A 24,370-nucleotide genomic window follows, 5' to 3' on the forward strand; every position below is an offset into this window, starting at 1 on the left:
CGTTTGCACGCCCGTCCTGCTAGCTGCGAAAACGCCGATTACGGCGCGAGTGTTCGGCTAACAATGAAAATCAACCAGTACACCGAGCCGCACGTCGCGTGGGGGAAGCGTGTGGTCCCGAGCTGCGAGCAGGGCGGCGTACGCTCGGAGCCCCGGCGGCTCGCGCGCCGCATACCGACCACGTCCCGCAAGCGGCGCCCCGACTTCTACTCTCCTGCCACCGCGCCCTCGGGCATCTTCAAAAGCAGCACGAAGCCGACGATGAACAGCACCGCCACGGAAAGGACGCCGATCGAGCTCGAACCCGTCAACTGGGTGAACACGCTCACGAGCAACGTGCCCATGATGGTCGCGTACTTGCCGAAGATATCGAAGAAGCCATAGTACTCGTTGGCGTGTTCCTTGGGGATGAGCTTGCCGAATTCGCTGCGCGAGAGCGCCTGGATGCCTCCTTGGAACAGGCCGACGCAAATCGCGAGCACCCAGAACTCGGCAGCGCTGCGCAGGAAGAACGCCGCGAACAGCGTGATCAAAAAGTACGCGAACACGGCGATGAGCAGCATCTTCTTCGTGCCGAAACGCCCCGCAAGACGCCCGTAGGCGATCGCCGAGGGGAATGCCACGAACTGCGTGACCAAAAGCGCCAGCACAAGGTTCGTCGAGCTGATGCCCAAGTCGGTGCCGTAACTCGTAGACATCGCGATGATTGTGTGCACACCGTCGATGTAGAAGAAGAACGCCAGCATGAACATCATGAGCCTGCGGTCGCGGAAAATCTTCTTGCACGTTCCCACAAGGCCCGCAATCGTGTTCTTGAACAGATGCTCCTCGCGCGGCTTGTAGTGCGTCTGGTGCACGTCGCGCCAGATGGGAACGCTGAACGCGAGCCACCACACCGCCGTGATGACGAACGAGATCCGGATGCCGTCAAGCTGCCCGATCCCGAAATTCTCGCCGAACAGCACGAGCACCAAGCAGATGATGAACGGCACGCACGACCCGATGTATCCCCAGGCGTACCCCTGCGACGACACTTCGTCGTAGCGCTCCTCGCTCGATGCAGCGTCCACAAGGAAGGCGTCGTAGAACACGAGCGACGCGTTCAGCATGACCGACGACACCACGTAAATCACGAGGAACACCATCGCGTCGGAGGGAATGCCCATCACGGCGAGCGTCACCGCGCCCGTGCCGATGGTGCCGGCAAGGAACTTCTTCTTGTTGCCCTTCAGATCGGCGAGGCTGCCGAGGAACGGCATGAGCAACGCCAGCACAAGCGAGGCCACCGTCGAGGCGTATCCCCAGGCCACAACCGCAGAAGAATTCGGGTCGGCAATCGCTGAGAAATAGATGGGGATAAGCGTCGATGCAAGAAGCACGTAGGCGGAATTGCCCACGTCGTAGAGGACCCAGCTGCGCTCGGGTTTCGTCATATGGGTGCGCGACAACGCAACGCCTTTCACTCAAAGTTCGGAAAATCCCTGCTCACGCGTCATGGCGGCCTATGTAAAACGTACGCAAAGACGCATGGAGGACGTTAACAAGCCGCTCATCATTGTATATGATGCTTTACTTAGCGACAGTAAAATTCCCGTCAGGGGCTCAAAGGATGGAGTTCAGACTATGCCGGCAATCATCACGCACGACACGTTCGGACAGGACGCCTACGCGCGTCATTTCTCCTCCATCGGCGGAACGAAGGACGAGGCCGAGGCATTCCTCTTGGGAAACCAAGGGCCCGACCCGCTGTTCTATTCCATCGCCAATCCCCTGCTCTCGTCGGTCCATCGACTTGGGAACATCATGCACAAGGAGAAACCGAACGAGATACTCGTCGCTTTCAAGCAAGCGATCGACGCACTCGACGAGGCGGACCGCTCCGTCGGGCGCGCCTACGCGCTTGGGTTCCTGGGCCACTACGTGCTCGATTCGACCATGCATCCGCTCGTGTACTTCCACGAGTTCCAGCTGTGCGATGCGGGCGAGCCGGGCCTTTCGCGCGCGGACGGCAACGAGGTGCACGCTGTCATCGAGAGCGAGTACGACGAGATGGTGCTCACCGTGAAGCGCGGCGAAACGGTGGCGACGTTCAACCCGGCCGTGAACATCCTCAAGGGTTCCGATCGCATGCTTCGCATCGTTTCGCTTTTGTACGCGAGCATGGCGTTCTCCGTGTTCGGCAAGATCATCCCGCGCAACGCGTTCGGCGACGCAGTGCGCTGCTTTCGCCTGGTGCAGCATCTCTTCCATTCGGGCTCTGGCGTGAAACGCGAGGCCATCGCGCGCATCGAGGAGTTGGTACGCCCGTACTCGTTCTATCGCGCGATGAGCCACCGCGCGATCCTGGCGGAAACGTGCGCGTACGACAACCGCGAGCACGCCGCCTGGGAGAACCCCTTCACGCACGAGAAATCGGCCGACAGCTTCTGGGACCGCTACGAGAAGGCGCAGCAGCGTTTCGACGAGGTGAGCTCACTGTTCGACGCCGACGGCTTCAACGCGGAGACGGCGCGAGCCATCACGCGCGACCTCAATTTCTCCGGCGAGCCCGTCGAGGCGAAGCTGCTCGCGGTGGAGTAAGGGCGCGGGTGCGACAATCTGCCTTCTCGAAAAATCGGGGCCTCATTTCCTGATGAGGCCCCGTTCGCTTTCGATATTTCCTGCGCCTGGCGAGCCGTCGTCACGCTGCGCGCTATATCTGCGCGTTACACGTTCTTCAACAGGATGGTGCTCATGCAGTCGGCGGCGTGCTCGGTCGCGTCTGCGCAGTTCTCCATGTGCTCGAAGATGCGCGACCACACCATCACGCGCATGGTGTTCTCGCAATCGGTGGTGTGCAAATCGCGGATGACGTGCATCAACAGCTGGTCGGCCTCTTCCTCGTAGGTGTTCACCTCGATGACGAGCGACTTGAACTTCTTGGACTTCTTGAAGTTGCGGAAGTCCTCCATGGCCTTGTTGAGCGCCTTGCATTCCTTCTTCAGCAGCTGCGCGAACTCGAGCGCATCCTTGTGCATGAAATGCACGTCGTACATGTAGAAGCGCTGGATGACCTCTTCAAGCTCGTCGATGATCGTGTCGAGCGCCTGGGCGAGGCCGATGATGTCCTCGCGGTCAATCGGCGTGATGAAATCGGTCGCCACGTTGCGGAAGATGTCGTGGTTGATGTCGTCGCCTTTGTGCTCGATGGCGTGCGCCTTCTCCATCGTTTCCTTGAGCGCATCGGCCGTAGAGAATTCCTCGATGGCCTTGATGAGCAGGTCGGCCTCATCGACCGCGAGCTCTGACAAGCTCTCGAACGCGCTGAAATAGTCGTACTTATGGTGCCTCTTGCCCATTCATCGACTCCTTTTCGCTAAGCGAATTGACCGGAAGAACGCGAGCCCCGGGAAGAGGTCGCGCTGACGCTCAAACGCCCAGAGTTTAACGTGTTCTTTACTGAGTTCCCAACGCAATTCGCGCGAATTGCCGCAGACGATATCAGAAAGCCCCGCAGCGGCGCAATCGGCGGGTTCTTACGCCCACTGCGCGAAGGTGCGGCTCCGCTCGGCTCCGATGGTGGTCTGCCTGCCGTGTCCGGGAAGGACGATCGTCTCGTCGGGCAGAAACGCCAGCTTGCGAAGCGATGCGCGCATCTCCTTCATGCTTCCGCCCTCGAAATCGGTGCGCCCCACAGACCCTTCGAACAGCGTGTCGCCCGAAATGAGAACAGGTGCGCCGCTCTCGTGGTTGCCGAACTGCGGCACGAGGTACCAGCACATGCCACCCTTGGTGTGGCCAGGGGTTACCATCACTTTCCATGCCATGTTGCCGATTTCCACAACGTCGCCGTCCTCGGCGCGAAAGTCGACCGGGCAGGTCTTGAACTTCCAATTGTCGCGAGAGATGGGCTTCTCCCCGCAAATCTCGGGGGCATCGATCTTCGACGCAATCACGGTCGCACCCGTCAGGCGGCGCAAGTCGGCCGCTGCGCCCACGTGATCGGAGTGGCAGTGCGTCAGCACGATCGCGTCAAGCTCGCGCCCGTCGAGCGCGCGCATGATCTCCTCCGCGTCCGATGACGGGTCGACCACCATCGTCGCCTCGCCGTCCGAAATGAAGTACACGTTGTTCTCGAGCATTCCCTGCACGAGAAAGCACACGTCAACGCACGTTTTTTTCACCACTCGAAGAGACATTGCCTCAACCTTTCGACAGGAACAGTCCGCAGGCAGGCTCAAGCGAGGCACGCGCCCACCGCGCCTGCAGACGAACGACCATTACTTCTTCTTCCCCCCTTGCCCGGGGAGCATGCGATGGGCGTCGAACACGCCCTCAAGCCCGAGCAGCTTGCGCTGCACCGCATCGATGAGCGAGATATCCGACACCTGGAACAAAAAGCGCATCTCGACCATGCCGTCGCGGTGCGAGATAGTGTTGCAGGACAGCACGTTCGCGCCCATGTCGGAGAGGACCACCGTGACGTCGCGCAACAGGTTCAAGCGGTCGATTGCCTCGATGTAGATCTCCACCTTGTAGGACGTGCTCGACGGCGCAGATTTCTCCCACTCCACCTCGATGATGCGCTCGGGGTGTTTCATGAGCTCCTCGGCATTCGGGCAATCGGCGCGATGCACCGACACACCGCGGCCGCGCGTCACGAAGCCCAAGATCTTGTCGCCTGGCACCGGGTTGCAACAGCGCGACAGGCGCACGAGCACGTCATCGACGCCCTTCACGACGATGCCGTTCGAGCTGTGCGCCTCGCGGCGCTTCGGCGAGACGACGCTTGTGATCATGGGGGGCATGACGCCGGGGCTCGTCTCGGACTGCCCGAGCGCGCCGGCACGCGATTCCTCGTTCCCGTCGTCGACGAGCAGCTTCAACAGGCGATTGCCCACATGCTGCGGGCTTTCCTTCCCCGTGCCGATGTTGACGAGCATGTCATCGGGGCTTTTGTAACCCATGTGCTCGGAAATCGTCTTGATCGCGCGCATCGAGTTGGCGCTCGAGATGCCGATGCCGTGCTTCTTCATCTCGCGCGTCAAGCGGTCGCGGCCTATCTGCAGATCGTCGGAGCGGCTCGCCTTGCTGAAGAACCCGCGGATCTTGTTGCGCGCCGAGGGCGTCTTCACGATGTTCAGCCAGTCGCGCGAAGGCGTGGCGCTCTTCTGCGTGAGGATTTCCACGCGGTCGCCCAGCTGCAGCTCGTAGGTCAGCGGCACGATGGCGCCGTTCACCTTCGCGCCCACGCAGTGGTTGCCCACCTCGGTGTGGATGGCGTAGGCGAAATCGACCGGCGTTGATCCCGCCCGCAAGCTCATGACCTCGCCTTTCGGGGTGAACACGAACACCTCAGTCGGCGCTAGGTCAACTTTTAGGTCCTTCAGGAACTCACGCGAGTCCTGCGTCTCGTCCTGCCAGTCGACCATCTGGCGCAGCCATGCCAGCTGCTGGTCGAGCGCGGCGTCGGCCTTCTCGCCCTTTTCCTTGTAACGCCAGTGCGCCGCCACGCCGTATTCGCTTTGGCGATGCATCTCCTCGGTGCGAATCTGCACCTCAAGCGGCCTGCCAGCTGGGCCGATGACCGTGGTGTGCAGGCTTTGGTACATGTTGAACTTCGGCATGGCGATGTAGTCTTTGAATCGCCCTGGCATCGGGTGCCACAGCGTGTGCACCGCGCCCAGCGCCGAGTAGCAATCCTTCACCGACTTCACGATGATGCGCACGGCGATGAGGTCGTAGATCTCAGAGAAGCCTTTGCCCTTGTTCACCATCTTTTGGTAGATGGAATACAAATGCTTCGGGCGACCCATGATCTGGCAGACGATGTTGACCTTCTTCATCTCGTCGTGCAGCGTGTCGATCACTTCGCCCAAGTACTGCTCGCGCTCGGCGCGCGACTCGGTGACCATGCGGCTGACCTGCTTGTACTTGTTAGGCTCGAGGTAGTAGAAGGAAAGGTCCTCAAGCTCCCACTTCACCGAGTTGATGCCCAGGCGGTGCGCAATGGGGGCGTAGATTTCGAGCGTTTCGCGCGCTTTGAAGATGCGACGGTCCTCCTTGAGCGCCGAGAGCGTGCGCATGTTGTGCAGGCGGTCTGCCAGCTTGATCACGATGACGCGGATATCTTTGCTCATGGCGACGAACATCTTGCGGATGGTGGCCGCCTGCTTGTCCGACAGGCTTTCCACCTCGATGCGCGTAATCTTGGTGACGCCGTCGACGAGCGCGGCCACGTTCTCGTTGAACTCGGTTGCCACGTCCTGGTAGGTGACGTCGGTGTCCTCGATCGTGTCGTGAAGAAGCGCAGCGCACAGCGTCTCGCCGTCCATGCGCAAGTCCGCTAAGATGATGGCGACCTCGACCGGATGGATGATATAGGGCTCGCCCGATTTGCGCGTGACGCCTTTGTGCGCCGCGTCGGCGAAGCGGAACGCGCGCTCGAGCATGTCGCGCTCGTCGTCGGCCAGGTAACCGTCGGTCAGGCGCTGCAGCTCGACGAAGCGCTCTTCCGGGGTTTCCGTCGAGTGAAGCTCCCCCACCTCGGTGGGACGAGGCGCCACCGAAAACGATTTCTCGGGTGTGTACGCGCGCCCGAGCATGACATCATCAACCGTCTGCTTTTCGGAAGACGACTTGAGCGACTCGCCGAGCATTATCTCGTCATCGCCGCCGTTGCGGCCGTTGGGGCTCATGTCAGTCCTCCTTTCCCTTGAAACTTAATCGTAGTGATTTCATTCTACTCGATTCGTCAAAGGGTAAAGGGGGGACGCAAGAACAACTGGTCGTGCCCCGCGCGGGCAGGGCGTTCGCTACGAGCTTTGGCTTGCCGACGATTCCGCCATCGCCTCTTCGAACGCGCGCACGTCGTCGTCGGTTCCCACCGTGGCGAAACCGTTGCGCGACGCCGAATACAGCTCCTCGTACGCATCGAGCGTCTTCTTATCGATTTGACCCTCGTTATAGCGCGCGCGAACGTCGTCGATCATCGCGTCTTCGGATGCGAGGTTCTGTTCGGAAGCGGGAGCGGCGTCGCTTATGGGCATCACGGCGAGCGAATCAGCGCTTACGCTGCCGACCTCGGCATTCGCGAAGTTTCCTGCGGAATCCTTTTCCCATATGCCCAGCTTGTCGCCGAACGAATAGTAGTGGTTCCCTTCAGTGTTGCCATCGAGGCCGTCCAAAACGCGATAGAGGAAAAGCAGGTAGCTCGACCCTTCCTCAAGTTCGGGAGCATCATCGTTCACGACAGCCACCCTGTCGCCAGCGCCACCCTTCATGCGAACGGAGATGACGGACGAGCCGCGCGATGCGGCGGCGTCGTCGGTGAGAGCCTCACCTTTGAAAACGTTGTCGACCTCGAAGTAGTAATCCGTATAATACATTGCCGCATCGATGCCGCCAACGACGGGAATCACCAGAATGGGGTCGGATCTCCCCAGGTAGCGGCCTTCGGCGATAAGGTCGGAATCGTCGCGCAGCGAATCGAAGCTGCACGCAGCGCTAAGGGCGCTCACATGCAGCACAGCTTCCTTAGAATTCGCCTCGGCCGCCTCCGAATCACTCGAAGAGGAAGCGCCCGAAGAATCACTTGACTGAGCCTGCCCCGCGCATCCGGAGAAGCTCGCCAAGCAAATCGCCATGCCAAACAGGAAAATCAATCGCGCGCTGTGTTTTTTCTTTTCGGTTTTCGCCTGAATAAGCATAAAGATCCACCCCTTAATAACGAGCCGCAAGCCCATTTAGGTCATCGTATGAAAAAGTGGTTCGAACCCAATTTGTCGGAAAGGTACGGAACATGACTGCTTCTCGGACAAGGGAGTGTCCCAAGCCAACCGTGTGCCCAATTTCATGAAGGAACACACTCCTTACATCATACGCGCCAACAACAGCGCCATTATCCCAAGGCTGATTGTAATTGATGTTAATATCGGACTCGAGCAGGTACCCCGATCCGTTCCACCAATAATAATTTGTTGCCAAATTCGTCGGATCACTGTCCGGCAGCTTATAGATGAAATTACTGCCATCTCTACTTGTCGGGCGATAGGTCATATAGTGAACATCGCTGTTATAGCAAACCCTTCGCCATTCTGGAAGATACTCATTCCATTGAGCCATACAGCTTCTCATTTCCGATCTCGTGGTGTCCGTGAACACCGATGAGGCTCTGTACCATATTTGAGTATTCATTTTGCAATCACCAAGAGTATAGGCCTGCGCAAAACCGCATGGCACAAACAAAGCAACCGAGAGTGATAAGAGCAACAATCTAAAACAAAGCGATCTTCTCATTACATCTACCTCCTATCATCGACAGCAGAGCCACCTCTTTTATATCACATTTATTATCATATGTGAATAATATACGTTGTCTTATATTGTCTAATGGCGTGCAAGGCAAGTACAAGGCTTCGTATCACACAGGCGTCTACATCGTCTTCTTTGCTCCGGATCGAAGCCTGTTGCAATCCGCATTTTCAAAACAATCATTCAGCCATTTTCGAATCGAAGTGATTGCGTGGCGCAATACAAGAAGATAGCACGCGGCAAATCGCCGTACTATCCCCCACACACCTCGCGCGATACTTTATACAGCTCGGCGAAGTCCTCGGAAAGGCGGAGCGTTATATCCCCTCCATCTCCTTGCAGGTCAACGTCAAAAGAATCGGCAGAATCCGGGTCGAAGCCCTCAAAAGGAAACACATAGAAGTGCGCCTTCTGCGGAACAAGCGCCTCGAACCTTATCGTTCCCGTCTCGTCGGTGGTATGCAATTCGGCAATCTCGTTCGTCGGCTGAGCCAGGCAGCCTGAAACAACTTTAATGTCTGCCGCCGGATTACCGTCTGGTAAAAGAAACGAGATAGAGAACGGAGCGAGCATTTCGGCATCATTGCCAGGTTGAGGTTGGTCGATAGCCTGCCCCGCGCATCCGGAGAAGCCGCACGCAAGCGCAAGGGCGGCAAGGGTTGTGAAAACGCGCCGTGAGATGTTCATAGCGTCTCCTTTGTCTTAGGCAGCTGCCAGCCTTATGCAAGGCCGACCGACGTTTCGTTCTCGGTGCGAGTATCGCATTGTCCTCAGACTGACATAATAATACGTGGAGACATGCCGAAGCGTCAATGTGCGGCAGGATAGGAAGTCGCAAAACACCTGGTAATACGGCTGTTTTCCCTTTTTGATTGTTCCCTTTACTTCAGATGCAGCGGCTTCATCTGCGGGGTGATGGGGCCGGACACGCGCTGCTCGAGGCGCGCGCAATCGCAGTCGATCACCCACTCGTAGAAGGCCCTGAAGATGTCGCGCTCGCCTAAGCCCTCGCGATAGCGCACGCTGTCGGTCAGCTCCACGCGCCCGGCGCCTTCCTTCACACGCACCATGCGCGCGCCCTCGCCCAACGCGTAGGCCACATGCGTCTCGATAAGCCCCAGCTCGCGGAAGACCGCGATGCCGCACGCCGCCGACGCCGCCGTGATCTCGCAGCCCGCGCCGCTCACGATGTGCGCAAGTTCGCCATCGGCCATCTCGAAGAACTCGCCGGGCGTCTTGCGCTGCCACGTACGCAACGTGCGGTACACCTCGGCAAGCACATCGTGATCGGGCGTCATGTCCTGCAAGATGCGGTCGTTGTGCTTCACGTCCGAGCGCCCGAACAGCAGATGCACGCGCGCGTCTTTGCCGTCGCGCCCCGCACGGCCGCTCATCTGGTTGAACTCGATCTCGTTGTACGGCAGCTGGAAGAGCACGACGTTGCGGATGTCGGGAATGTCCACGCCCTCGCCGAACGCCGACGTGGCCACGAGCACCGCGATCGCGCCCGTACGGAACAGCTCTTCGACGCGCGTGCGCTCGGCACGCGAAAGGCCCGCGTTGTAGAAGCCGATGAGCGGCGCCATCTGTGGCACGCGTTTACGCAGGTTGCGAGCGAGTGCCACCGACTGCTCGCGCGAGGACACGTAGATGACGCTCTTCTCGCCTTGCGCGACGAGCGTCGCCAGGTAGTCGCCGCGATTGCGCAGGTTGCGCTGATCGACCACGTGGAGGTTCGTGCGCATGGTGTCGTCCACCACATGTCCCGCCACGGGGAGCACACGGTCGATATCGCTGGTGACAGCCTCGTCCGAGGTCGCCGTAAGCGCGAGCACAACCGGGTTGCCCATCTGCGCGATAGCGCTTCCGAGCTGCGCATATGCGGGGCGATGGCCCGCGCGCGAAAGACCGATGTGGTGAGCCTCGTCGACAACGACGAAGCCGATGCGGCCGGTAGCCGCGAACTCGGGGGCATGGCACACGAGGAACTCCGGCGTCGTGAGCACGATGTCGACCGAGCCGTCCGCCAGGCCCGCGAAGGCTTGACGGCGCTCGTCGGGCGCGCTTTCCCCCGTGAGCGTGCACGCGTTGATCCCGAAGGGCGCGAGCGCTTCGTTGATGTGAAACGCCTGGTCAGCGATGAGTGCGCGCAGCGGATAGACGAACAGGCTCGCCGTATGGTGCGCGAGCGCCTCACATGCCGCATGCACTTGGAAGGTGAGCGACTTGCCGCGTCCCGTCGCCATGACGGCGAGCACGGAGTTCCCAGCGCGAAGGCTCGAGAGCACCACGCGCTGCGATTTGTGCAGCTCGCGGTCGCCGATGATCGCCCGCACCACCGCGTTCTCGAGCGCGTCGGGATCGCTTTGCGCCTTCTGTTCCCATAGCGCGCGGTTCTTCTCGCGCTCCGCCTCGTAGGCCTCGATGTCCTCGGGGCTCTCGCAGCAGTCCTCGCAAAGCTCCGCGTCGCTCGTGGCGTACAGGTCGGCCGCGAACGACAGGTTCTCCGGTTCGAGGCACGCTTCGAGCGCAGGGCACGTGCGAGCAGGCGTGATGGACTGAAGCATTGCCTTCACCGACTTGCGCCCGCGCCAGGTGTCGATTTCCACCTGGAACGCCGCGTTCACCACGCTGTCGGTCGTCATGAGCATGTCGATGTCGGTGCAGTGGAACATGATGCCCGAAATCGACGTGCGGCCGTTCGTGAGCGTGCACGAGAAATGGTTCTTCTCGGCGCCGACCGCGCGGCAATGGGTGAGCAGCACGTCGCGCGCGAGGAAGCACGGCGTCGGGTTCTCCTGGCCGAAGGGGGCGACCTGCTTCAGCGCGCCCACCGTTTCGAGCGTGAGCTCGTCGAGGTTGATGCACGTGTCGATCTCGATGAGCGGGTGGAAGTCGTCCTCGGGCAGCTTGTCAAGGTAGTCGCAAAGCGCCTTCGAAAACGCGGGGATGTCCTTGGTCTTGAGCGTGATGCCCACCGCCGCCTCGTGTCCACCGAAGCGAACAAGCAGGTCAGACGCCGATTCGACCGCGGCGAACAGGTTCACGCGCCCCACGCTTCGGCCTGAGCCGCGCGCCTCGTCGCCGTCGATGGTCAAAAGGATGCACGGCACGCCGTAGATGCCGACCAGGCGGCTTGCCACGATGCCCTTCACGCCCTCATGCCACCCCTCGCCCGCAACGACAAGCGCGCGCTGGCCGTGGTAGATTTCCGCGGCCTGGACCTTCGCGATTTCGGAGAGCTCCGCCTCGATCGCGCGGCGCTGGTCGTTGAGCCCTTCGAGCTCGGTTGCCAAGCGGTACGCCTCGTCGAAGTCGTCGGACATGAGCAGGTTGAGCGCCAGGTCGGCGTTGCCCATGCGCCCTGCGGCGTTGAGGCGCGGAATGAGCGAGAAGCTGAGGTTCGTGCTGGTGAGGGGCTTGCCAACCGCCCCCGAGGTTTCGAGCAGCGCGGCGATGCACGGACGCGGCGCCTTGTTCATCATCTTGATGCCCTCGATCACGAGCGGGCGGTTCTCGCCAAGCATCGGCATGAGGTCGGCCACCGTGCCGAGCGTCGCGAAGTCGACGAAATCGCGCCAAAGGTAGGGCTTGCCGAAGCGAGCACCGAGCGCCTGCACGAGCTTCAGCGCCACGCCCGCACCGGCGAGCACGCAGCTTGGGCACTTGGCGTCGATCTTCGGGTCGGCGACGGGCACGCCCTCGGGAACCAGATCCGTGGGCTCGTGGTGGTCAGTGATCGCGACGTCGATTCCGGCCGCCTGCACGAGCTTCACTTCGGCCTTGCAGGCGATACCGCAGTCGACCGTCACGAGAAAATCGGGGCCGTAGGTCTTCACGCGCTCAAGCGCGGCGGCCGTGATGCCGTAACCCTCCTCGAAGCGCTTCGGGATGAAGGGCACCGCGTCGGCGCCGAGTTCGAGCAGGCCACGGGTGAGCACCGTCGTCGCGGATATGCCGTCCAAGTCGAAGTCTCCGAACACGAGGATGCGGCGACCCTTCCGCACGGCGTCCTCGAGCGCGTCGACGGCATCGCCGAGCCCAGGAATCAGGTAGGGGTCGAGCCAATCGTGCTTGAACGAGGGAAACAGGAACGCGCGGGCCGCCTTCGGGGTGTCGATTCCGCGGCCGACAAGCGTTGCCGCGACGAAACGGGGCAGGTCAAGTTCACGCTGGAGCACCGATACCATGCGACTAGACGCACGGCGAATGTTGAACTGAGCTGACATGGAAATCTACCTCTAAACATGCATCGTTATCTTTTCTCGCTGCGTATTTTCCCACAATCACCGCATGGTGTCACAGCTCACTTCGACCTTGCGGGGCAGACGGCCGATACGCCACTCGCGCGAACCAACCATTGGCCCGCCCCGAATACGGAGTCTAATCAGAGCGAGCGTAAAGGACGCGTAAAGATTTCCCCATTGCCCGAGACGCTACGTTAGGATGGAAGAAACGAGCTTAACGGGAAATGGAAAGCACTATGGCAAACTACGGCGTAATCGACCTGGGGTCGAACTCGGTGCGCCTCGTCATCTTCGACGTGAAGGATGGCATAAGCAAAAAGAAGCCCATCACCTGCAAGGACTTCCGAAGCATCATCAACGACAAGGTAATGGCGGGGCTTTCGGCCTATGTCGAAGCGGGCGAATTCACCCAGGAGGGCATCGCCCGTGCTGTCGACGTGCTCTCCGGGCACCTGAAACGAGCGCGCTACTTCAACTGTGTGCGCACCGACATCTTCGCAACCGCCGTGCTGCGCAACTGCACGAACTCCCGCAAGGCCATCCGCGCAATCGAAGAGGCCATAGGAGCTTCCGTGAACCTGCTTTCCGCCCGCGACGAGGCGCATCTCAGCTTCACGGGAGCCTCATGCGATCGCGCGATCGAGAAGGGCACCGTGGTCGATTTGGGCGGCGGGTCAACCGAACTCATCCGCGTCGAGGAAGGGCGCGACTTCGACGACGTGAGCATCGGGCAAGGATCGCTCTCCTCCTACGCGGGATACGTGGAGTTCGTCATGCCCCGGGCAGACGAGGTCGGCGCAATCGAGAGCGCGTTCCTCGATCAAGTTGCAAAAACACCTGTTGACCTCAAGAAGTACCGTGCAGAGGCGCTCTATGGCGTCGGAGGAAGCGCTCGTGCCGCCGCAAAGCTCTACGCCCAGATGACCGGCGAGTCCTGCCGGCCGAAAACCCTCACGCCCGAGCACTTCGATGCACTGCTCGATCTTCTGGAGAACAACCCGTCGAAATTCGCCCACCTTGCAGCGCGTGCCGTTCCCGAGCGCATCCACACGGTCGGGCCCGGTTGCGTCATCCTCAGCACGCTCATGCAAAAGCTCGATGCCCGCAAGCTGGAAATATGCAAGCGCGGCGTGCGCGAAGGCTATCTCATCGAGCGCATGCTTGGCAATGCGCCTTGCTCGAGGGTAAAGGCTCAGTAACGCTTTCGGCTCATCGTTCCACGGCGCGTTATCATGAAAGGTAGCGCCAAGAACGCGTCATCATGCACATCAAGGAGGCTCTCTGCATGGCCAACGACAATCCCACTTCATCTGACCAGGTCATTCCCGCAGCAGGCAACCCTGCACCCTATCTGCAGAACCGCGAGCTGTCATGGCTCGACTTCAACGAGCGCGTACTCGAGCAGGGCGCCGACGAGTCGGTCCCTCTTCTGCAGCGTCTGAACTTCATCTCCATCTTCTGGAGCAACCTGCAGGAATTCTTCATGGTGCGCGTCGGCAGCCTGACCGACTTGTCGCTCGTGAAGAAGCACATTGTCGATTCCAAGTCCAACATGACGCCCTCCGAGCAGCTTCGCGCTATCTACCTGCGCTGCCACGAGCTCTACCCTGCCTACGAACGCACCTTCGAGCAAGTTCGCCTGCTGTTGAACAAGGTCGGGGTCACGCACGTTCGTCCCGACGAGCTCACCGATGAGCAGCGCTCCTACCTGGCAGAATACGCCGAAGCCAACGTGACACCGTTCCTCTCCCCGCAGATCATCAATGCCCGCCACCCCTTCCCGCATCTGGAAAACGGCGCGCTCTACATCGTCGTGCGTCTCGACGAAGAAGCCGACAACGCCCAAGACCAGGCAAAAAGCGAGCACAAGAAGAAGGGCAAGAAAGGCAAGAAAAGCAAGGGGAAGCCGGCGAAAGAATCCACGAAGAACGCCTCCCTTTCGCAAAACGTCGGCGCCGAGGGAACCATGCTCGGCCTCATCCCCCTGCCGCGCCAGTGCGCGCGCGTTGTGAAGCTGCCAGGCGATGGTTTTTCGTTCATCCTGCTTGAGCATGTGGTGGAAATGGTCGCTGAACAGGTATTTTCCATGTACACCGTGAAGCATACCAACGTCATCTGCGTCACGCGCAACGCCGACATCGACGCAACGGAGTCAACCGACGAGAACGACGAGGATTACCGCGAGCACATGAAGCGCATCTTGAAGAAGCGCGCGCGCCTGGCTCCGGTGCGCCTCGAGAGCGAGCGCGAGCTCTCCGACACCCTCGAGCCACTGCTGCTCGATCGCCTGAACCTGAAGAAGCATCAGATGTTCACGACGTCGGTGCCGCTCGACTTGAGCTTCACCTGGGGTTTGGCATCGCATCTTTCCGAAAAGCAATGCGCAGCGCTTATGTATCCGCCGTTCACGCCGCAATGGCCGGCATGCCTCGACCGCAAACGTCCCATCATGGACCAGGTGACGGCAGGCGGCGACGTGCTGCTTTCCTACCCTTACGAGAGCATGGACCCGTTCGTGCAGCTTCTGCGCGAGGCGTCGCGCGACCCGCGCGTCATCTCGATCAAGATCACGCTCTACCGCCTGGCCAGCCAGTCGCACCTCGCCGAGGCGCTCATCGACGCCGCCGAGAACGGCAAGGAGGTCACCGCACTGTTCGAGCTGCGCGCCCGCTTCGACGAGAGCAACAATATCGAATGGTCGCAGCGCTTCGAGCAGGCCGGATGCAACGTCATCTACGGCTTCCGCGATTATAAGGTGCACAGCAAGATCTGCTGCATCACCCGCCAGACCGACGACGGTATCCAGCACATCACGCAGCTCGGCACGGGCAATTACAACGAGAAGACGGCCAAGCTCTACACCGACTTGTCGCTCATCACGACGAGCCCCACGATCGGCCGCGATGCGACGGAGTTCTTCCGCAACATGGCGCTTGAGAACGTGTCGGACAACTACGATGTGCTGTGGGTAGCGCCCTTGCAGGTGAAACCGCTCATCCTGAAGAACATCGACCACCAGATCGAGCTTGCGCGGCGAGGCGAGCCGTGCGGGCTGTTTTTCAAAACGAACTCGGTCACCGACAAGGAGATCATCGACAAAATCGCGGAGGCATCGCAGGCGGGCGTGAAGACCGTCATGCTCGTTCGCGGCATATCGTGCCTGGTCCCAGGCGTGGAAGGCTACACCGAGAACGTGCGCGTCGTGTCCATTGTAGGGCGCATGCTCGAGCATAGCCGCATCTACGGCTTCGGACCGCGCACGAACACGAAAATATACCTGGCGAGCGCCGACCTCATGACGCGCAACATGGACAAACGTGTGGAAATCGCCTGGCCCGTGCTCGACGAGAAGCTGCGCGACCGCATTCTGTCCTACATCGATGTCTCGCTTTCCGACACGGCGAAACTGCGCGAGCTGCTTCCCAACCGTCGCTACACGCCGCTTGGGTTCTTCGCGCAGGTGAGCCCCGAGGGCAAGACGATTCGCTTCGACTCGCAGGTGCATTTCATGGACGAGGCGCGACTTAAGGCGCGCATGAGCACCGAGGTGGAAGTCGAGCGCGAGGTTGAGAAGCGCGAGGTAGAGAAGCGCGAGGTGGTCGCAGCTGCCGAGCCTGCGACTCCCGTGACGGCGACGGCCCCCGCGGCAGCGGCTGCGGCCCCCGCAGGCGCGGCGACTCCCGCGACCTCGGAGGCTGCCACAGTTCCTCCAGAGGCGATGAGCGCAACGAACAGTGCCGCTCCCGCTGACGCGGCTAGTGGCTCCCCTTCCGCTGACGCGACCGGCACCAGCGAGCCAGCGCTCGAGCCCGATGTCATCGAGCCCGCCGAGGAAGTGACGACCACGGCGATCTTGCCCCACATCGAGCAACCGCCGCACAAGCCAAGCCTGCTCGTGCGCGCACTCGCCGCGGCCATTCGCATCTCCAACAGGAAGAAATAACGAAAGCGATTCCCAAAAAAGAGGGGGCAGAACGTCCAGAGGAAGAGGCCTGCCAGGACTCTCCAAGGGGAAAGGCAACCGAGCCTTTCCGCAAGAACAAGAAAAGCCAGGGTGCGACTTCACATCGCCCCTGGCTTTTTCCTTGCTCGCAGGATACGGCGTACGATTCCCATGCAGGGCATGCTTCCTTCGCGATTCCGTGCGCCTCGCGCAACCCGCACGCCGCAAGCAAGCCGCACGCCACGCACGGCTCGTACGCTTACCCGCAACCGCGCGCTCTTCCTGCGGTTGCGCGCGCCCCGCGCAACCCGCACGCCGTACGCAAGCCGCGCACATGCCCAGTAGCACCCCATACGCTACAGCATCGCAAGCAGCTCCTCGTCGGTCGGGTTGTCGAGCGCGTCAATCAAATCGCGCACCTCCGCAAGCTGGCCTTCCAGCTCGTCGAGCCGCGCCTGGATCCGATCCTTCTCCGCACGCGCAAACATGCCCAGGCCAGCGAGCTGCTTGCGCAGCTCGTCCTCTTCGGCGCACAGACGCTTGCCATCGGCCATGAGCTCCGCCCGATCCGCCTCGTGCGCTTCCTGAAACGCCGCCGAAAGCCGCGTACGCTCGGTCTTCAGCACGACGCCCGCCCTTGCCGCCACCTCCTGCGTGAACGACTCGGGAAAACGCTGCACGATGCTCTCGGGAATCGAGGCCGCATCGAGGCTGGTGCATCCGCGAAACGCCCGCGGCTCGATCTCCTCCACACTCTCGGGGATCATAACCTCGCGAAGTGCTTGACATCCCGAGAAGGCCTCCTCCCCGATCACCTTCAACGTGCTGGGCAGCTCAATCCGCTCGAGTTCGGTGCAGCTCGCGAACGCACGGCGCCCGATCGTCTCCAAGGCTCCAAATTGCACATCGACAAGCGAGGTGCAACGCTGGAAGGCGTAGCGGTTGATTTCGGTCACCCCGGGCGCCACGACGCGGGAAAGCGAAGTCGCGCCTTGGAACGTGGCGTCGTCGATGCAGCCGAGCGTGTCGGCGAACGTTATCTCTCGCAGCGAGGTGCAGTGTTGGAAGGCGCGCTTGCCCACCATGGTGACATCGCCTGGAAAGTCGACCTGCACGAGATTGCGGCAGCCATCGAAAGCGGCATCCCCCACCTCGATGAGGCTTTGGGGGGCGCGCAAGGAACGCACCTCGCCCTTGAAGCGAAACGCCTTCGCCCCGACGCCGACAACACCGTCGGGCAGCACGGCATCGATGCGCTCATCCGGCTCGTCGGGGGTGAACTTCGCGACTATGATCTCGTATGCCATGGGTCTCCCTCACCTCGCGCACCAGGAAAGAAATCGCCCCCGATGAACAGGGGCGATATGCGATATCTTCTAGATTTCGGCCTCAACAACAGCGGCAATCGCCTCGGCGTGGGCCTTCGCGGCGTCCGCGTCCTCCGCCTCGACCATCACACGGACCACAGGCTCCGTGCCGCTCGGGCGCAGCAGCACGCGGCCCGAATCGCCAAGCGCTTCCTCGGCCTTCGCGACGGCAGCGGCGATAGCTTCGTTGCCTTCAACCGCATGCTTGTCGCGCACCCGCACGTTGATAAGCGTCTGCGGGAACTTCTTCATGATGGAAACGATGTCGGCCACCGGCGTGCCCGCGCGCTTCACCGCCGCGAGAAACTGGCAAGCCGTCATAAGGCCGTCGCCCGTGGAGTTGTGCTCGAGCAGAATCATGTGGCCAGATTGCTCGCCGCCGATGGCGTAGCCCTTCGCGCGCATCTCCTCGAGAACATAGCGGTCGCCCACCTTCGTCTGGACGACAGTGATGCCGTTGTCGCGCATCGCGTGGACGAACCCGAGGTTGCACATCACGGTGGACACGACGGTGTCCTCGGGCAGGCACCCGCGGCGCTTCATGTCGAGCGCGCACACGGCCTCGACCATGTCGCCATCGATCTCGGTGCCGTCGGGCGTCATGAGCATCACGCGGTCGGCATCGCCGTCGTGCGCCACGCCGACGTCCGCACCGCTTTCGCGCATGAGCTGGGCAAGCGGTTCGAGATGGGTGGAACCGCAGTTCACGTTGATGTCGGTGCCGTCGAAGTCCTCGTTGATCGCGATGACCTCCGCACCCAAGCGGCGGAAGGCCTCAGCGCTCGTGAGCGACGAGGCGCCGTGCCCCGTGTCGAGCGCGATGCGCATGCCCGAGAAGTCGATGCCCTGCGCGCGCACGCTCTGAACCGCATGCTCGATGTAGATCTCGCAGGCCTCGTCAACGGGAAGGGCAACGCCCACCTCGTCGCCAGGAAGCATCGCGGCGGCGTCCTCGCTTTCCGCATCCTCCTCGGCTCGAGCAGCAGCACCCTCAAGGCCGCCCTGCTTGATGAACTCCTCGATCTTGTCTTCCACCTCGTCGGGGAGCTTGTAGCCCTCGGCGTCGAAAAGCTTGATGCCGTTGTACTCCGGCGGGTTATGCGAAGCGGAAATCACCGCGCCGCCGTCGGCGTGCAGCTCGCGCACGAGCAGCGCAACCGCAGGCGTGGGGATAATCCCCACCGAAAGCTCGGTCCCTCCCGCGCTCATGATGCCGGCGGCAAGCGCCGATTCCAGCATGTCGCCCGACAGGCGGGTGTCCTTGCCGACCACGATGTTCTTGCCGAGGAACACAGCCGCAGCCTGTCCCAAGCGATAGGCAAGCTCGCAGGTGAGCTCGGTGTTCGCGACTCCGCGGACACCGTCGGTTCCAAATAGACGTGCCATAGGCTACTTACCCCTTTTAACGTGGCCTTGCTTGAGGCGAACCGCCCCCGAAGGTCGCTCTTCGTCGGTCATGCGCTCGTTGAGCTCGGCGGCAAACTCATCCAAGTCGATGCCATAGCGCTCGAGCACAACAAGAAGATGATACACTACGTCGGCCGCCTCATAGCGCAGGTGGTCGGTGCACGCATCAACGCGCTCGCCCGCGGCAGCGACCAGCGCTTCATGGCCGTGCGCGTGGTGCTCCATAGCCCGCAACATCACGAGCTCGGACTCGACGTCCTTGGCGGCGAGCCCCACTTCCCCAGCCTCTTCCATCACCTTCTTGAGCGGCTTGTCGGCCAGCCCATAGAGAAGCTGATGGGTGTAGCTTTCCTCGCCCGCATCTCGGCGCGCGCGAATCGTCGCAGCAAGCGCCTCGATTGTGGCTGCAATCTGCGAAGACGGGGCAACCTCGCCTTCGGGGACATACGTTTTCTCAGACATATGCGCCTTTCCTTGACCTGGCGCCCCATGCGGATTGCGAGGGAGACAATCCCCTCGTCCGCGAGGCTTCCTTGTCCTGCACGGGAAAATGACGAGAGGCCCCGAGGTACCCAGGATCGCCCGTGCGCACGCTTGCGTACTTGGAAGGTACGCGCCGCGATGCGCAGGGGCAAAGCTGAGTGCCTCAGGGCCTCACAGCGTCAAGCGGATCCGCCGCCCGTGGGGGCGGCGGAGTGATTATTCCTCGTCCTCGTCGGAATCGTCGGAATCTTCCTCGTCATCGGCGTGCTTCAAGCTGAAGCCGAAGTTGCCGACCGACCCGAGCAGCTCGTCGAGCTCCTCGAGGTTGCGATGGTAGCTGCGCGGAGGCAGCGCCTCGCCGAGCATGTCCTCGCCTTCCGTGTTGAACGTTGCCGGCTCGTCGCCGCCGATGAGGATGTTGTCGTCGGGGCTGAAGACCATATCGAGCAGCTGGCTCATGTCGTCGGAGGATGCCGAAAGGTCATCCTCTATGACATAGAGCAGGTCGTGCTCCTTCAGGCCCTCCTTGAGCTCCTCGATCGCCTTCACGCCGATGCCCTCGATGCGAAGGAGATCCTCCTCGGTATGGCCCACCAAATCGGCGACCGTTTCGATGCCCGCCTCGCTGAACTTGTTGGCCCAACGCTGCGAAACGCCCAGGTCGTCGAAGATGTACAGGCGCGCATCCTCGTCGGAAAGCTGCGGACCGCGATGCCCGAGCGACAGGCCCGAGTAGTAGTTGCCGTAGCTCGACCCCATGGAGTTGAGGTAGCCATCGCCGTCGAGCGACCAATCCTGCGGCTGCGGCAGAAGCTCTTCCACCTCGCGCAGCGCGTCGGGAGCGGTGTCCGGCAGCGTATCGCCGATAACCTTGCCCGTCGGGCGGCCCTTGTAGGTAAGGCCCACCTCGCGGTAGCGCTTAAGACCGGTACCAGCGGGAATCGGCTTGCCGATGATAACATTCTCCTTCAGGCCGACCAAGTGGTCGGTCTTGCCCTCAATGGCGGCATCGGTGAGAACCTTGGTGGTCTCCTGGAACGATGCAGCCGACAGGAACGAGTCGGTGGCGAGCGAAGCCTTGGTGATACCCAAAAGCAGCGGCTGGCCGACCGGCGGGTTCTTGCCCTCGGCGATCAGAGCGTTCGCCTCGTTCTCGAACTCGTAGCGGTTGACCTGACGGCCCGGGAGGAACTCGGAATCGCCCGCGTCGAGCACAGCCACCTTGCGCAGCATCTGACGCGCGATGACCTCGATGTGCTTGTCGTTGATGTCTACGCCCTGGGACACGTACACGCCCTGGACCTGGGCAACGATGTAGCGAAGCGTCGTGTTGGGGTCGGTCAGGCGCAGCAAGTCGTGCGGGTTCACCGAACCCTTGGTGAGCTGCTGGCCAACCTTGACCTCGCCGCCGTCTTCCACGCCGGGGAACAGCGTCGCACGAGCGGAAACGACGTACTCGCGGTAGTTGCCTTCCTGGTCGTGGATTGTGAGCGTCTTGGACGACTTGTCACCGGAAACCTGCAGCGTGCCGGAGATCTCGGCGAGGACGGCCTGGCCCTTCGGCTTGCGCGCCTCGAAAAGTTCCTGAACACGCGGGAGGCCCTGCGTGATGTCCTCGCCCGCGACGCCACCGGCGTGGAAGGTACGCATTGTAAGCTGCGTGCCCGGCTCGCCGATGGACTGAGCTGCGATGATGCCGACTGCCGTGCCGATGTTGACCGGGCGCGCCGTCGCGAGGTCCCAGCCGTAGCACTTCTGGCATACACCGTGCTCGGCATGGCAGGTCATGACCGTGCGGATGGTCACTTCCTCGATACCCGCAGCCGCCATCTCGGCCAGCTGGTCCATAGAAGAGATGTAGTTGTCGCCCTCGAGGACCACCGTGCCGTCGGTACCCACAGCGGACTCGAGCAGGCAACGGCCGATGAGGTTCTCGTCGAGCTCGCCCTTCTCGTTGTACAGCGGGTAGGGCACGCCCTCGGCGGTGCCGCAGTCGATCTCGCGGACGATAACTTCCTGCGCGACGTCGACGAGACGACGCGTAAGGTAACCGGAGTCAGCGGTACGAAGCGCCGTGTCGGCCATGCCCTTTCGAGTGCCGTGCGTGGAGATGAAGTACTCCAACACCGACAGGCCCTCGCGGAAGTTCGACTTAACCGGAATGTCGATCGTCTGGCCCTTCGTGTCGGCCATGAGGCCGCGCATGCCTGCGAGCTGGCGAATCTGCTTGATGTTACCACGAGCACCGGAGTCAGCCATCATGTAGATGGGGTTGTAGTGGTCGAAGTTGGCCGACATCGCGTCGCCGACCTTCTCGTTCGCATCGGTCCAGATGTCGACGACCTGCTTGTGACGCTCTTCGGGGCTCATGAGACCCATCTCGTAATCCTCGTCGATGGCGTCGACCTTGGCCTCGGCATCGTCGAGAATCTCCTTCTTGTTGGGCGGCACCGTCGCGTCGTACACCGAAACGGTAATGCCCGCGAGCGTGGCGTAATGGAAGCCCGTCTCCTTCAGACCGTCGAGAATCGGCGGCACGTCGGCGAGGTCGTAGCGGTTGCACACATCCTCAACCAAGCGGCCGATTTCCTTCTTGTTCATCTGGTAGTTCATGAACGGGTAGTCGTCCGGGAAGACGTTGTTGAAGATGATGCGGCCGATGGTCGTCTCGAGGCGCGTGCCAGCCTTGTGCTCCTCATAGGTGTGGAACGCGGTGGCAACCTGGGTGTCCTTCGGAAGGCGAACCCAGATCTTGGCCTGCAGGTCGACGTCGGCATGAGCGTCGTGCGCGTTCACGGCGTCCGCGAAGTTCACGAACGCGCGACCCTCGCCCGGGAAGTTATCGCGAGCGGCGGTCAGGTAGTACACGCCGATGATCATGTCCTGCGTCGGCACGGTCAGGGGACGACCATGAGCAGGGGATTTGATATTGTTGGCGGAAAGCATGAGCACGCGCGCCTCGGCCTGGGCCTCGGCTCCCAGAGGAACGTGCACAGCCATCTGGTCACCGTCGAAGTCAGCGTTGAACGCCGTGCAGACGAGCGGATGGAGTTTGATGGCCTTGCCTTCGACGAGCACCGGCTCGAACGCCTGGATGCCCAGACGGTGCAGGGTAGGTGCGCGGTTCAAAAGCACGGGATGTTCGACGATGACTTCCTCGAGAACGTCCCACACGTAGCTCGCACCACGATCGACGGCACGCTTCGCAGCCTTGATGTTGGCGGCGTATTCGAGCTCGACCAGGCGCTTCATGACGAAGGGCTTGAACAGCTCGAGGGCCATCTGCTGCGGCAGGCCGCACTGATGCAGCTTGAGCGACGGGCCGACGACGATAACCGAACGGCCGGAGTAGTCGACGCGCTTGCCGAGCAGGTTCTGGCGGAAGCGGCCCTGCTTGCCCTTGAGCATGTCGGAGAGCGACTTCAGCGGACGGTTGCCCGGGCCCGTGACGGGGCGGCCGCGGCGACCGTTGTCGAAGAGGCTGTCGACCGCTTCCTGGAGCATGCGCTTCTCGTTGTTCACGATGATCTCGGGAGCGCCGAGGTCGAGCAGGCGCTTCAAGCGGTTGTTGCGGTTGATCACGCGACGGTAGAGATCGTTCAAGTCGGATGTCGCGAAGCGGCCGCCGTCGAGCTGCACCATCGGGCGCAGGTCGGGCGGGATGACCGGGATGACGTCCAAGATCATGTCGGAGGGCTTGTTGTCGGACTTCAGGAACGCGTCGACGACCTTCAGACGCTTGATCGCCTTCGCACGCTTCTGGCCCTTGCCGTTGGCGATGGTGTCGCGCAGCTCTTCGGCGGCCTCTTCGAGATCCATCGCGTCGAGCAGGTCGCGCACCGCCTCGGCACCCATGCCGCCGGTGAAGTAGTTCTTGTAGTTCATGCGCATCTCGCGATAGAGCGCCTCTTCGGGAACGAGCTGCTTGGGCTCGATCTTCATGAAGGCCTCGAAGGCGTCCTGACGCAGCTGCTTGCGCTCGATGAACTCCTCGTGGATATCGGCGATCTCGGCCTCGACCTCTTCGGGGGTCAGGCGCTCGTCCTCGTCGATCTCGTCAATGAAGTCGTCATCTTCCGGCACGTAGTCGGTGCCCAGGCGGCGCGTCGCCTCGATGAGGCGGTCGCGCTCGGCGTCGAGCTCCTCGAGGTCGGCGGCAAGCTCGTCGCGGAGCTCGTCAGCGTCCTCGTCGCGGCCTTCCTTGTCAACCGAAGTGATGATGGAGCTGGCGAAATACAGCACCTTCTCCAGCTCTTTCGGCGGGATGTCGAGCAGGTAGCCAAGACGGCTCGGGCTGCCCTTGAAGTACCAGATATGGGACACGGGCGCAGCGAGCTCGATATGGCCCATGCGCTCGCGGCGAACCTTGCTGCGGGTCACTTCGACGCCGCAGCGCTCGCAGACGATGCCCTTGAAGCGAACGCGCTTGTACTTGCCGCAGGCGCACTCCCAGTCCTTGGTAGGACCGAAGATCTTCTCGCAGTACAGGCCGTCCTTTTCAGGCTTGAGCGTGCGGTAGTTGATGGTCTCGGGCTTCTTGACCTCGCCGTGCGACCAGCTGCGGATATCGTCGGCGCTCGCGAGGGAGATGCGAAGCGCGTCGAAGTTGTTCACGTCGAATTCGGTCATCT

15 protein-coding genes are annotated in these 24,370 nt (G+C 61.6%); 3 read left to right on the forward strand and 12 right to left on the reverse strand.

Translation table 11 applies throughout. From position 1 onward, the window contains the following. Positions 1-206 precede the first annotated feature (206 nt). Positions 207-1,448 (reverse strand): MFS transporter, encoded by a 1,242-nt coding sequence (locus Q0G18_RS03515; protein ID WP_297149525.1) that lies wholly within the window; start codon positions 1,446-1,448, stop codon positions 207-209. A gap of 175 nt (positions 1,449-1,623) precedes the next feature. On the opposite strand from Q0G18_RS03515, the gene Q0G18_RS03520 reads away from it, so the two are divergent. Next, positions 1,624-2,580: a zinc dependent phospholipase C family protein gene (locus Q0G18_RS03520; RefSeq protein ID WP_297149527.1), complete on the forward strand. Its 957-nt coding sequence runs from the start codon at positions 1,624-1,626 to the stop codon at positions 2,578-2,580. Positions 2,581-2,705: 125 nt separating this feature from the next. On the opposite strand, the gene Q0G18_RS03525 is transcribed toward Q0G18_RS03520, so the two are convergent. The 7 genes from Q0G18_RS03525 to recJ form a co-directional block, all read right to left on the reverse strand. Next, on the reverse strand, positions 2,706-3,338 hold the full coding sequence (locus tag Q0G18_RS03525) for a DUF47 family protein (RefSeq protein ID WP_297149529.1): 633 nt from the start codon (positions 3,336-3,338) through the stop codon (positions 2,706-2,708). Between the two features lie 177 nt (positions 3,339-3,515). Next, positions 3,516-4,178, reverse strand: coding sequence for an MBL fold metallo-hydrolase (locus tag Q0G18_RS03530; RefSeq protein ID WP_297149531.1), 663 nt, complete (start codon positions 4,176-4,178; stop codon positions 3,516-3,518). A gap of 81 nt (positions 4,179-4,259) precedes the next feature. Then, complete coding sequence (locus Q0G18_RS03535) at positions 4,260-6,677, reverse strand: bifunctional (p)ppGpp synthetase/guanosine-3',5'-bis(diphosphate) 3'-pyrophosphohydrolase (protein WP_297149533.1); 2,418 nt, start codon at positions 6,675-6,677, stop codon at positions 4,260-4,262. 117 nt (positions 6,678-6,794) lie between these two features. Further along, the gene (locus Q0G18_RS03540; protein ID WP_297149535.1) at positions 6,795-7,499 is read right to left on the reverse strand and encodes a hypothetical protein; all 705 of its coding nucleotides are present in this window, start codon (positions 7,497-7,499) and stop codon (positions 6,795-6,797) included. A gap of 202 nt (positions 7,500-7,701) precedes the next feature. Next, a complete protein-coding gene (locus tag Q0G18_RS03545) occupies positions 7,702-8,103 on the reverse strand; it encodes a matrixin family metalloprotease (protein WP_297149536.1) in 402 nt (133 codons plus the stop codon). 441 nt (positions 8,104-8,544) lie between these two features. After that, complete coding sequence (locus tag Q0G18_RS03550; protein WP_297149538.1) at positions 8,545-8,979, reverse strand: hypothetical protein; 435 nt, start codon at positions 8,977-8,979, stop codon at positions 8,545-8,547. Positions 8,980-9,173: 194 nt separating this feature from the next. Beyond that, on the reverse strand, positions 9,174-12,521 hold the full coding sequence (gene recJ, locus Q0G18_RS03555; protein ID WP_297149540.1) for a single-stranded-DNA-specific exonuclease RecJ: 3,348 nt from the start codon (positions 12,519-12,521) through the stop codon (positions 9,174-9,176). A gap of 242 nt (positions 12,522-12,763) precedes the next feature. Between recJ and Q0G18_RS03560 the strand changes: the two genes are divergently transcribed. Both Q0G18_RS03560 and ppk1 read left to right on the forward strand, forming a co-directional pair. Further along, entirely contained in the window at positions 12,764-13,738 is a 975-nt protein-coding gene (locus Q0G18_RS03560; protein WP_297149542.1) for an exopolyphosphatase, read from the forward strand. A gap of 86 nt (positions 13,739-13,824) precedes the next feature. Further along, a complete protein-coding gene (gene ppk1, locus Q0G18_RS03565; RefSeq protein WP_297149544.1) occupies positions 13,825-16,482 on the forward strand; it encodes a polyphosphate kinase 1 in 2,658 nt (885 codons plus the stop codon). A 356-nt stretch (positions 16,483-16,838) separates the two neighbouring features. Here the strand turns inward: ppk1 and Q0G18_RS03570 are convergent, their stop codons facing one another. The 4 genes from Q0G18_RS03570 to Q0G18_RS03585 all read right to left on the reverse strand — a co-directional run bounded on the left by Q0G18_RS03570 (position 16,839) and on the right by Q0G18_RS03585 (position 24,368). Beyond that, on the reverse strand, positions 16,839-17,789 hold the full coding sequence (locus Q0G18_RS03570) for a leucine-rich repeat domain-containing protein (protein ID WP_297149546.1): 951 nt from the start codon (positions 17,787-17,789) through the stop codon (positions 16,839-16,841). Positions 17,790-17,858: 69 nt separating this feature from the next. Beyond that, a complete protein-coding gene (gene glmM, locus Q0G18_RS03575; protein WP_297149548.1) occupies positions 17,859-19,235 on the reverse strand; it encodes a phosphoglucosamine mutase in 1,377 nt (458 codons plus the stop codon). A gap of 3 nt (positions 19,236-19,238) precedes the next feature. Beyond that, the gene (locus Q0G18_RS03580) at positions 19,239-19,718 is read right to left on the reverse strand and encodes a phosphoribosyl-ATP diphosphatase (protein WP_297149550.1); all 480 of its coding nucleotides are present in this window, start codon (positions 19,716-19,718) and stop codon (positions 19,239-19,241) included. 237 nt (positions 19,719-19,955) lie between these two features. Beyond that, on the reverse strand, positions 19,956-24,368 hold the full coding sequence (locus Q0G18_RS03585; RefSeq protein WP_297149552.1) for a DNA-directed RNA polymerase subunit beta': 4,413 nt from the start codon (positions 24,366-24,368) through the stop codon (positions 19,956-19,958). Positions 24,369-24,370: the final 2 nt, after the last annotated feature.

This window comes from uncultured Ellagibacter sp., from assembly GCF_934636505.1.
Classification (GTDB): domain Bacteria; phylum Actinomycetota; class Coriobacteriia; order Coriobacteriales; family Eggerthellaceae; genus Ellagibacter.